Below are 10,256 nucleotides of genomic sequence, written 5' to 3' on the forward strand. Positions count from 1 at the left end.
TCCACGTCCCGCCAATCCCGAGCGGCGAGAGCGCCGCACAGTCTTCGAGGATGCCATGACCCGCAAGAAGCTCTTCACCCTTGCCTCCCTGGTCGCCGCCGGCGCGATGCTGGGTGGCCTCGCCGCCCAGGCGCAGCAACAGGCGCCGCAGGCGGCCCCCTCGACCCCCAAGGATGCCGGCCCGCCTCCGGGCGGTGGCGCTCCCGGTCCCGAAGGTACCCGCCCCTTCCCGGTCATGTTCGTGACCAGCGTCGAGCTGATCCGCTCCACCCGTGACGGCGGCATGGACATCGTCCGCGCCCGCGGCCTCGTCAGCTCCAACGCCTGGGGCGAGCCTCATCTCCGGCCGATCACCCGTGGCGAAGGCATCGACGGCATGCTCGACCTCATCTTCCAGGCCAGCGCCCCCACCGACATGGCCCCGCTCGGCCCCTTCATGCAGGTCGAGGCGATCCTGCCGATCGCCCATGGCCATCCCTACAAGGGCATCCGCGTCCGCTCGGGCTACAACGCCGTCTCGCTCAAGACCCTCCCGGGCGTCGCCGAGGCCGCTCCGCCCAAGGAAGATTGCGCCAAGTGCCTGGGCAAGTATTTCCAGGCGAAGGGCGCCGCCGCCCCCGCAGGCCAGGCCGCCGGCAATGTCGTGAAGGAAGAAGACCTGCCCTATCCGCTCCGCATCATCCGCCCGACCGACGGAATACCCAGCTACGAGTACGAGCCCAACCGCCTCACCCTCGTCATCTCCGAAGCCGGACAGATCGTCGACGCCGCTTGGGACTGAGGGTCGAGCGTCGTAACGCCAATGACGAGCCGTCTCAGTCGCTGACCGAGACGGCAGCGGGTAGCGCCTCGAGAGTGCGTTCGCTGAGGCTGGCGGTCACCTGCTTGCGGAACCTTTCGAGGTCGGTGCCCCGGAGCTGGGCGCGCTTCAGCTCCGGGTGAGTGATGGGATTGACCGGCTTGCCGTCGACCTGAAGCTCGAAATGGAGATGGGCCCCGGTCGACCGCCCGGTGCTGCCGACGTAACCAATCACGTCGCCGCGCGACACAACCATGCCGGGCTGCAAGCCGCTCGCGAAGCCGGAGAGATGGCCGTAGACGGTCGCCAGCCTGCCGCCATGCTCGAGACGAATCCAGTTGCCATACCGTCCGTTCGGCGCCGCACCGGCCACGATGCCGTCGGCTGCAGCCACGACGGGCGTGCCTGTCGGCGCCACCAGATCGACGCCCTCATGCATGAACAGCGACCGCGACGAAGGCCGAGCGGACAAGGCATAGGCCGGCGGCGCTCGGAAGCCGCCATAGGAGGAACTGCCATACGACGACTGCCCTTGCGATGCGCCGCCGACACCCACGCCGCCTCGCGGCATATCGGTGGCGCCCCCCGTGGGCAGTCCGGGCGGCAGCGGCTTGGCGAGCTTCGGGCCACCGGCGCCCTGCGGCTTGCCACCGTAAGGCGGCGGTGGCTGATCGAACGGATCGGCGCGGAGGCCGAAACCCGATGAAATCGAGACGGTGTCGAGGGGCAACCGGAACGACGGCGGAGTCGCGGCCTGCCCGCTCGCCATCCAGAAGCGCTCGGTATTGTCGCGCGTCCGAAAACGGTGGATCGCCATCACGCCCTTTGGCGTGCGCAACTCCATCCAGAGAACGCGGCCGACATCCAGCGGCGCGCCCGCCTGGCTGAAGGTCTGCTCGTAGCGGACGTAGAACCGGTCGCCGTCACGCATCTCCTTCTTGAGATCGACCGACGTCTCGAGCGCCTCCAGGGCCTCGAGCAGGGCCGGTGCCGGCACGCCGGCCGTCGCGGCCGACGTTTCCAGCGAACCGCCGGAGATCACGCCGGAAACGCCGATGCGGCGCTGGAACGGGAGATAGGCCTGCAGCCGGGCATCGTCCTCGCCGTCGCCCAGCAGGCGGTCGGCCTCGGTGCGGCCATACGCCAGAACCGCTTCGGAAACGGGGCCCGTGTTCACCGGCGGGGGCACGGGATCGGCGATCGGGATCAGCGGCTGAGCCTCCTCCACTTCCCCCTCGATCGAGAGGCTGCGGGCGAGCAGACCGTTCACCGAAGCCAGCTGCACGAAGGACAGATGATCCCAGAGGCCGGAGTCTGCAGCCATCCAAGGCAGATCGCGCGCGACGCCCTGGGACGTCCCGCCGAAAAGCAATGAGGCGGCGAAAGCCGCGGCGACCAGGGGTCGGTTCATTCAGTCCTTTCTTAGGGCCGACGTCGGGGCATCGCTCGTGACCACCGCGTGGTCCCGGACCCTACCTCATTTGCGGGACCGGTTTCCATGCCCGGACTCGCCTTTCCGCCTCGGTGATTTGCGCAGGGGTCATGCGCGCAGAAAGGGTCGCAAGGTCCTTCCTGGCCTGGTCGAGGCGATCCTGATTCTTCGCCGTATAGCGGTCGATCGACAGCTTGATCCATTTGTAGGCTTCGACATCGTCGCGGGGCGGGATCCCCTCGCCGAAGGCCAGCATGAAACCGATGTTGTTCTGGGCGCGCGCATATCCCTGCTTGGCAGCGGCAAGATACAGCCGTGCAGCCTCGTGCAGGTTGCGCGGCACGCCGTCGCCACTCCAGTACATCGCGCCGAGCAGCGTCTGCGCTTCAGCATCGCCCTTGGCCGCCCAGACCTTCCAGATGCGCACGGCGGTCGCCATGTCCTTGCGCTCATAAGCGCCCGCCGCCTGGCGCATCTGCTCTTCGAAGGACTGCGCCATCGACGGCGCCGACAGGGCCGAGGCAAGGAGGACAAGAAGCGCGGACAGGAGCGTTTTCATGGCCGCATGATATGCCGGCGGTACCACGGTTCGACAAGCCCGTCTGGCCACTCCGGAATGACGGCGCGTCCTCTTGGCAACTCCCGGGTAGGCGTCGCGTTGGGCGTCGAATCTTCACATCGGAGTTCCCCATGGCCAGCACCGGCAATCTGAAGATCGTCGCACCCGGCAGCGCTCCGTCGGAGGAGCTGCAGGCGCATGAGCAGACTTATGAGGGCTTCAGCAAGCTGGTCCTTTTCGCAGTCCTTCACATCGTCCTGGTCCTGGTGTGTATGGCATTGGGTTTCGTCGGCCATGCGTCGGTACTCGCGGTAATACTGGGGCTCGGCGGCACGATCGCCCTCATCATCGGCTTCGTCGTCTCCAGCTAAGCCCGCCTCCTGTCGTCGCCGGTCCCGGGCACCGGCTCCTTGCAACGAGCGCCATAGACATGCGTCCAGGCGCGCGTGAACTCGGCACCCAGCAGGAAGATCTGCGCAGAATAGAAGATCCAGAGCAGCAGGACGATCAGCGCGCCCGCGGCGCCGAAACTCGAGGCCACGTTCGACTGGCCGATATAGAGGGCGATCAGATATTTGCCGCCCTCGAACAGGCCGGTTGCGGCGAGGGCGCCGACCGCGACATCGCGCCAGCGGATCGGCGTGTCCGGCAACACCTTGTACATGATCGCGAACAAGCCGGAGATGAGCAGGACCGATATCAGCAGATCGGCCGCCTGCACTGCGGCCACAGCGGCGGGGAAGGTGTACCTCAGGAACTTGCCCAGGCCGGTAAGCGCAGCGCTCAGCGCCAGTGACACCATCAGGACGAAGCCTAGGGTGACGACCAGGCCGAAGCTGGCGAGCCGGGCGCGCAGCAGCCGCGACATGGTCGAACGTCTGGGCTCCGCCTTCCATATCGAGTTCAGGGCCGACTGAACCTCGCCGAAAACCCCGCTGGCGGCGAGCAGGATGGTGAAGAGGCCGATCACGGTCGCGACGAGGCCCGTCATGCGGTCGCTGGCGCTGCGGATCATCGCCTGCATCGCTTCCGCCGTTTCGCGCCCCATCAGCCCGCTCAGCTGCTCGACGACGGCCCCCTCCGCGGCCTCCTGTCCGAACACCAGGCCGGCAACGGCGATGACCAGCAGGAGGACGGGCGCCAGGGAAAACAGCGTAAAATAGGCGATCGCCGCGCCCCGGCTGAAGGCATCGTCGCCGATGTACCCTTCGACGGTCTCTGTCAGGAGCCGCCGCGCGCGACCGACGCGGGAGGGAGTTTCCAGGGGGAGCGTTTCCACGGGCGGAAAACGCGGCCGGACGAAATTCGCTCCCACGGCGCTGCATGGGTTATGACATGTTTCGACGCTCCCCTGCCCGACGCCCGTTCAGGATACCGACATGACCCGTGCCAGCCGTCGTTTTGTCCTCGCCGCTGCGCTGACCCTGCTGCCCTCGGCGCATTCTCTCGCGCAGACCCCTCCCGACGTTGCACAGAAAGTCGAGATCCTCCTCGACTGGAAGGCCCTCCCGACCTACGCCGGATTCTATCTCGCGCGCGAGATGGGCGCTTTCGAGCGGCGGGGCCTGGACGTGACCTTCGCCGAAACGCAGGGCGCGATCTCCTCGGCGGAGATGGTCGGCTCTGGCAAGCAATACTGGATTGGCTCGTCGAGCGGCATTGCCACGGCCATCGCCTGCTCGAAGGGGCAACCGATCAAGAGCCTCGCCGTCTACTATGCCAAGACTCCGACCGTGATCTACACGCGCGGCGAAGACCGAATCGCCCATCCGCGCGACCTCTACGGCAAGACGCTGGGTCTCGTCCCCGGCAGCATCACGAATGAAGAATTACGCGCTCTGGTCGCCGCCAACAGGCTCGATCGGAGCAAAATCCGGGACGCGACCGTCAATTGGAACGCCTACGACCTCGTCGAGAAGAAGGTCGACGCCCTGATCGACTATGACGAGATGGCGCCCTCGGAACTGATCGCCGAGGGACGCCACATCATGATGATCCGTCTGGCCGATTTCGGCGTGAAGGCCTACAGCCTCAATCTGATCGTCAACGACGCCGCCTGGGCCGATCCGGTCCGGCGCGAGATCGCGCGAAAGGTCGAAGAGGCGGTCCAGGAAGGCTACAACATGGTCCGGGAGCGACCGGGCGATGCAGCCCTGTATTTCTCCCGCATCTTCCCGCGGCTGGCGCCGCGCTACGTCGACCGCAGCATGGCCACGGTCTCGCAGCAGCTCTCCGGTCCGCCCACCGGCATCCAGACGCGCGCGGGCTGGGAAGCCACGATCAAGACGCTCGACGAGCTCGGCCTGCTCGCCAAACCGATCACGGTCGACGAGGTGGCGATCCTCAAGTGAGGGTGACCTCGAGTCGGGGCGCCTCCTACCACCCCCAGAGCAATTTCCGCGAAACCCAGCCGCGTATTCCACCGTCGCGCTGAACCTTGACCCAGCCCGTCCTGCGTTCGAGGGTCCGCAGCGTGTCCCCGTAGGAAACTTTGCCGACGATCCGGCTGCTCGTACTCGGCGCCGTGCGCACGTTGGCGGTCTTGGCCTTCACGATGTGATAAGCGGTCTTGCCGGTCAGCGTGCCGAGAATCCAGCCCTTGTCGTTCTCGAAATCCTGCACCTGCAGCCAGCTGCCGCGCCGTCCAACGACCTTCAGGGGAAAGCCCCTGCCCAGCACCCATTCCGCGGAATGACGCGTTCCCGGACCGGAACGCAGGTTCACTTCCTCGCGCGCCACACTGACCATTTGCTGGGCAAGGGCCTGCGGCATATCCAGCGCAAAGGTGCCGGCGACGAGGACGAACAGGAAATAACGAGCGAAGAGCATTCGTGGGCTTTCCTTCCCGGAGATGTTCAGGGAACACCCTCCCCGGTCCAGAACCTGCGGGGTGGGCGTGTATCGGTCATGCCATTGTCACCCGATTGCCGCTCCACGTCACCCGCTTGACAAATCGCGCATCACACTGGTCGCGCTTGTGCTCTTCCCTGCAGACGATTGGCGCCGGCGACCACGACCGTGGTGATCGCCACCATCGTCAGGCTGAGGACCGCGATGGCGCCGACATCGCCGCTTTCCTTCAGGTCGAAGATCAGCACCGAAAGGACCTTCGTTTCCGAGGTGAACAGAATGACGGCGGCGGAGAGTTCGCGGATGGTGGCAACGAAAATGAAGCACCAGGTCGCGATCACGGCCGAGCGCAGCAAGGGCGCCGTGATGTCGGCGAGCGTTCTGAGCCGGGTTGCCCCCAGCATGCGGCCCGCCTCCTCGAGTTCGGGATGCACCGCATGGAAGGCAGAACCGAGCTGCTGATAGGCGGCCGGCAATTCGATCGTCACGAAGGCGATCAGCAGGATCCACAGCGTGCCATAGAGGGCGAGCGGCGGGCGCGTATAGGCGAGGAATAGTCCAACGCCCAGCACGATACCGGGGATGGCAAGCGGTGCCGTGGCGAGGAAGCCCAGAACCCGGTAGCCGCGCACCGCCTTGCGCGCCACGATATAGGCGATCATCAGCGCCAGCAGCGAGCCCAGCGTGGCCGAAGCGGTTGCCAGCAGGAAGGTGTTCTTCAGTGCCGGCATCGTCGAGCTGAGCTCGAGGAAGGTGAATTTCACATTGTGCAACGTGATCGTGTCCGGTCCGACGATGCGCGAGGCCACACGCGAGAAGGCCGAGTTGAACAGCGCCGCATAGGGCAGGAAGAGCGGCATTGCCAACACGAACAGCGCCAGCGCCACGGCGGGTATGCGCAGCCAACCCAGCCGGATGGGCCGCGGGGCGCCGTACTTGCCGCCCAGCACGGCATAGCCGCGCCGACCGAGCGCCATTGCCTGGGCGCGCAGGAGCAGCACCGTCAGCACCAGCAGCGGCACCGAAGCCGCCGCGGCCAGCTCGGGCTTGGGCGGGAACTGGAAGAGGCTCCAGATGCGCGTCGTGAGCGTGTGGAAGCCGGCGGGGATCGCGAGGATGGCGGGTGAGCCGAACAGGTTCAGCGCCTGCAGGAAGGCGACCAAAGCGCCGGCCAGCAGCACCGGCAGCGCGAGCGGCACTGTAATCAGGCGAGCGGTCTGCCAGGTCTTCGCCCCCAGCATCGAGGACGCGTCTTCCAGTTCGCCGGGCATGCGGTCGAGTGCATTGGCGACCAGGATGAAGACATAGGGAAACGTGTAGCAAGAGATTACGAAGATCAGGCCGCTCAAGCTGTAGATGTCGAACAGAGCCTCGTCGGACGGCATGCCGCTGAGCAGGCGCCAAAGCTGGTTCAGCAGGCCCGAATTGGGCGCCGCCAGCATTTCCCAGGCGATGGCGCCGACGAAGGGCGGTGTCACCAGCGAGGCCATCACCAGCGTGCGGATCGTGCGTGCAAACGGCATGTCGGTCCGCGCCACGAGCCAGCCCAGCGGCGCCGCGACGAGGCAGCAGATCGCACTTACCGAGCTGGCGATGATGAGCGTCGTGATCAGCGGGTCGACGAAGGTGGGATCGGTAAACAGCGCCACGAAGTTGGCGAGTGTTATGCCGCCATCCTTCCCCGTCAGACTGACGATCAGCAGCCAGCCGACCGGCAGTACGATCATCACCGCCAGCAGGGCGGCGACCGCGATCAGAACGGGCCGCGACAGGTCGAAGCTGCGGATCATACCTTGAAGTAGCGCTGGTAGCGGGACTTGATCTCGTCCGCCGTCTTCTCGACCTCGACCGGATCCTCCGGCAGCGTCTTGATCGACGCCAGTGCCGGCCGCCCGGCCTTGGCCTTCACCAGTCTGTTCGCGGGATACTGCCCGCTCACGTTGACGATGAACTCCTGGCCCTCCGGCGACATGATCCAGCCGACCAGCAGGCGCGCGGCATTGGGATTGGGCGAAGCCTTGAAGATCGCCATCGGGTTGGAGATCTGCGGCGTGCCCTCGACTGCTTGCACGATCTCGATCGGCGAGCCCCGCTCCTTGGCCATCCAGAACAGGTAGTCGCTACCGTCGACAGCGATGGCCCGCTCACCGGCCTCGATGCGCTTGGGCGGCTCGGTCGCCGACTGGACCTGCAGCACCTTCTGCTTCGAGAGCTTCTCGAAATACGCCCAGCCCAGCGCCTTCGCCAGCTGCTGCGTGGCCGTCATGATCGTGCCGGAATAGCCGGGATGCCCCTTGACCAGCTTGCCCGAATATTTCGGGTCGAGCAGGTCGATGAAGCCTTTGGGCACGTCTTCGGGCTTCACCAGCTTCGTGTTGTAGGCGATGGCCGACAGGTGCGTGCGCTGGTTGACGAAGGCGGCATCGGCATCGCGTTGATCGGCTGGCAGGTTCTCCGCCATATCGGGCGTGAGGAACGGCTCCAGCCAGCCCTGCCGTTTCCACACGATGAAGTGCGCGGCATCCGAGCTGTTCGCCACGTCGACCCTGCGGATGTTGCTGCCGACTTCCTGGCCGATACGATTGAACAGCCGTTCCGCGCCGGTGCGCTCCACCGCGACCTTGATGCCGGGATACTTGGCTTCGAAGGCCTTGGCCATCGGCTCGGCGACGGAAAGGTCCATCGCCGTATAGTAGGTGACCTTGCCTTCCTTCTTCGCCGCTTCGATGAGCTCTGGTGTGATGGCAGTCGCTGGTGGGGCGGCGGAAAGGACCCGCGCACCGAGCGGCACGAGGATGGTGGAAGCCGCGGCGGCGGCGGCGAATTGACGACGGCGCATGGGCTACACCTTGAAGTATTTGACGTAACGGGCCTTGATCGCGTCGGCCTGGTCGGCGACGACGCTCGCCTCCTCCTTCAGCGTCTTGATGTCGGAGAACTTCTTCATGTCGGCGCGGTCGACAGCTTGGGAATGTGCCGAACGCAGAGCGCCGACGTCGATGTTGAGCTGCTGCGCCTCGCGCGTCATCGACCAGGCCTGGAACAGGCGCGCCGCGTTGGGATTGGGCGCATTGGCCATCACAGCGGACGGACCGGTGATCAGCGGCGTACCCTCGCTCGCATAGACGATCTCGACCGGCTCGCCGCGCGACTTCAGCTCCTCGACGACGTATTCGCCGCCATCGGCCATGACCGCCCGCTCGCCCTGCGCGATTTTCTTCGGCGGCTCGGTCGCCGACTGGACCTGCATGACCTTCAGCTTCGCCAGCTTCTCGAACCATGGCCAGCCGAGGTCGCGGCTGAGTTGCTGGGTCGCGGTCATGATGGTGCCGCTGTAGCCCGGATGCGCCTTGACGATCTTTCCCATCCATTTGGGATCGAGCAGGTCGGCATAGGATTTTGGCGCGTCCCCGGCCTTCACCAGCTTGGTGTTGTAAGCGATCGGACAAAGCGTGATTCGCCACGAGGCGAACATGCCGTCGGGATCCTTATGAGCCGCCGGGAAATACTGGGCCACCTCCTCCGGCACAAACGGCGCCAGCATCCTGGCCCGCTTCCACACGATCAAGTGCGCGGCGTCGGAGCTGTTCACCACGTCGCAGTTATAGATCTTGTTCTGGAACTCCTGGCCGATGCGCTGGAAGTTGCGTTCCGCGCCCGAGCGCTCGACCTTCATGGTGATGCCGGGATACTTGGCCTCGAAGGCCTTCGCCACCTTTTCGCCGAGCGCCAGGTCGACCGACGTATACCAGGAGAACTTTCCCTCCTTCTTCGCCGCCTCGACCAGCGCCTGCGTGATCTTGGTCGGCTCCGGCGGCGCCGCGCGCACCGGGGTGATGAACGAACCTGCGGCCGCCGCCGTCGAAGCTGCAAGCACATGGCGCCGCGTCAACTTCCTCGTCATGGTCATTCCTCCGCCAATGCCCGGCATTGTTCCGCCGGCAGATGCAGCCACACCGACCGGCCCGGTTCCATGTTCTGGGCGGGCGGCGCCGTCACGCGCAGCTCGGCCTTGTCGTCGAGCGTCACCGTGTAGTCTCGAGTCGATCCCAGGAAAACCTGCCGTGTCACCACGCCGTGAAGACGATTCTCGGCGCCCGAGGGTGGCGCCTCGCCGGTCATTTCGACTTCGTGCTGGCGCACGGAGACGGCGACCGGCCGACCGGCGACCAGCTTGCGGCCGGTCGTACGCAAGACACTGCCGGCAACGGATACGCGTGTCTCGTCGAGCGCGGTGGCAGCGAGCACGTTCGACCCGCCGATGAAACGCGCCACGAATTCAGAGCGTGGCCTTGCATAGATCTCTTCCGGCGGGCCGAGCTGCTCGACCCTGCCCTTGTTCATCACAGCGATCAGGTCGGCCGTCGTCATGGCCTCGGCCTGATCGTGGGTCACGTAGACCGTCGTGTAGCGATATTGATCGTGCAGACGGCGGATTTCGAAGCGCATCTCCTCGCGCAGATTGGCGTCGAGGTTGGACAGCGGCTCGTCGAGCAGCAGCGTCTCGGGCTCCACCACCAGCGCGCGAGCGAGCGACACCCGCTGCTGCTGGCCTCCCGACAGCTCTCCCGGATAGCGCTCGGCCAGTGCCTCAAGGCGCGCCGTCGAGAGGATCG

Annotated in this window: 11 protein-coding genes; 3 read left to right on the forward strand and 8 right to left on the reverse strand. The window is 65.8% G+C overall.

All coding sequences use genetic code 11. From position 1 onward, the window contains the following. The first annotated feature begins 55 nt into the window (after window positions 1–55). The gene (locus ACT6UX_RS17890; RefSeq protein ID WP_444776501.1) at window positions 56–781 is read left to right on the forward strand and encodes a hypothetical protein; all 726 of its coding nucleotides are present in this window, start codon (window positions 56–58) and stop codon (window positions 779–781) included. A gap of 34 nt (window positions 782–815) precedes the next feature. Here the strand turns inward: ACT6UX_RS17890 and ACT6UX_RS17895 are convergent, their stop codons facing one another. Continuing rightward, complete coding sequence (locus ACT6UX_RS17895; protein ID WP_444776502.1) at window positions 816–2,210, reverse strand: M23 family metallopeptidase; 1,395 nt, start codon at window positions 2,208–2,210, stop codon at window positions 816–818. Between the two features lie 61 nt (window positions 2,211–2,271). Then, window positions 2,272–2,790: a tetratricopeptide repeat protein gene (locus ACT6UX_RS17900; protein ID WP_444776503.1), complete on the reverse strand. Its 519-nt coding sequence runs from the start codon at window positions 2,788–2,790 to the stop codon at window positions 2,272–2,274. A gap of 131 nt (window positions 2,791–2,921) precedes the next feature. Here ACT6UX_RS17900 and ACT6UX_RS17905 point away from each other — a divergent pair, with 131 nt between their 5' ends. Then, window positions 2,922–3,161, forward strand: a complete 240-nt coding sequence (locus ACT6UX_RS17905; RefSeq protein WP_444776504.1) for an aa3-type cytochrome c oxidase subunit IV — start codon at window positions 2,922–2,924, stop codon at window positions 3,159–3,161. On the opposite strand, the gene ACT6UX_RS17910 is transcribed toward ACT6UX_RS17905, so the two are convergent. Continuing rightward, window positions 3,158–4,069 (reverse strand): YihY/virulence factor BrkB family protein, encoded by a 912-nt coding sequence (locus ACT6UX_RS17910; RefSeq protein WP_444776505.1) that lies wholly within the window; start codon window positions 4,067–4,069, stop codon window positions 3,158–3,160. The two genes, ACT6UX_RS17905 and ACT6UX_RS17910, sit on opposite strands and share 4 nt — an antisense overlap. A gap of 100 nt (window positions 4,070–4,169) precedes the next feature. Between ACT6UX_RS17910 and ACT6UX_RS17915 the strand changes: the two genes are divergently transcribed. Further along, on the forward strand, window positions 4,170–5,141 hold the full coding sequence (locus ACT6UX_RS17915; protein ID WP_444776506.1) for an ABC transporter substrate-binding protein: 972 nt from the start codon (window positions 4,170–4,172) through the stop codon (window positions 5,139–5,141). A 25-nt stretch (window positions 5,142–5,166) separates the two neighbouring features. Here the strand turns inward: ACT6UX_RS17915 and ACT6UX_RS17920 are convergent, their stop codons facing one another. The 5 genes from ACT6UX_RS17920 to ACT6UX_RS17940 all read right to left on the reverse strand — a co-directional run. Next, complete coding sequence (locus tag ACT6UX_RS17920; protein ID WP_444776507.1) at window positions 5,167–5,619, reverse strand: SH3 domain-containing protein; 453 nt, start codon at window positions 5,617–5,619, stop codon at window positions 5,167–5,169. 131 nt (window positions 5,620–5,750) lie between these two features. Continuing rightward, the gene (locus tag ACT6UX_RS17925) at window positions 5,751–7,430 is read right to left on the reverse strand and encodes an ABC transporter permease (protein ID WP_444776508.1); all 1,680 of its coding nucleotides are present in this window, start codon (window positions 7,428–7,430) and stop codon (window positions 5,751–5,753) included. Next, window positions 7,427–8,479 carry an ABC transporter substrate-binding protein gene (locus ACT6UX_RS17930; protein WP_444776509.1) on the reverse strand — a complete coding sequence of 351 codons (1,053 nt, stop codon included), beginning with the start codon at window positions 8,477–8,479 and terminating at the stop codon, window positions 7,427–7,429. Before ACT6UX_RS17930 ends, ACT6UX_RS17925 begins: the two co-directional genes overlap by 4 nt. A 3-nt stretch (window positions 8,480–8,482) precedes the next feature. After that, window positions 8,483–9,544, reverse strand: coding sequence for an ABC transporter substrate-binding protein (locus ACT6UX_RS17935; RefSeq protein WP_444776510.1), 1,062 nt, complete (start codon window positions 9,542–9,544; stop codon window positions 8,483–8,485). A gap of 2 nt (window positions 9,545–9,546) precedes the next feature. Continuing rightward, window positions 9,547–10,256: ABC transporter ATP-binding protein (locus ACT6UX_RS17940; RefSeq protein ID WP_444776511.1), on the reverse strand; the 710-nt coding region annotated here is incomplete at its 5' end.

Origin of the sequence: Reyranella sp. (genome assembly GCF_052439685.1) — a bacterium.
GTDB lineage: Bacteria > Pseudomonadota > Alphaproteobacteria > Reyranellales > Reyranellaceae > Reyranella.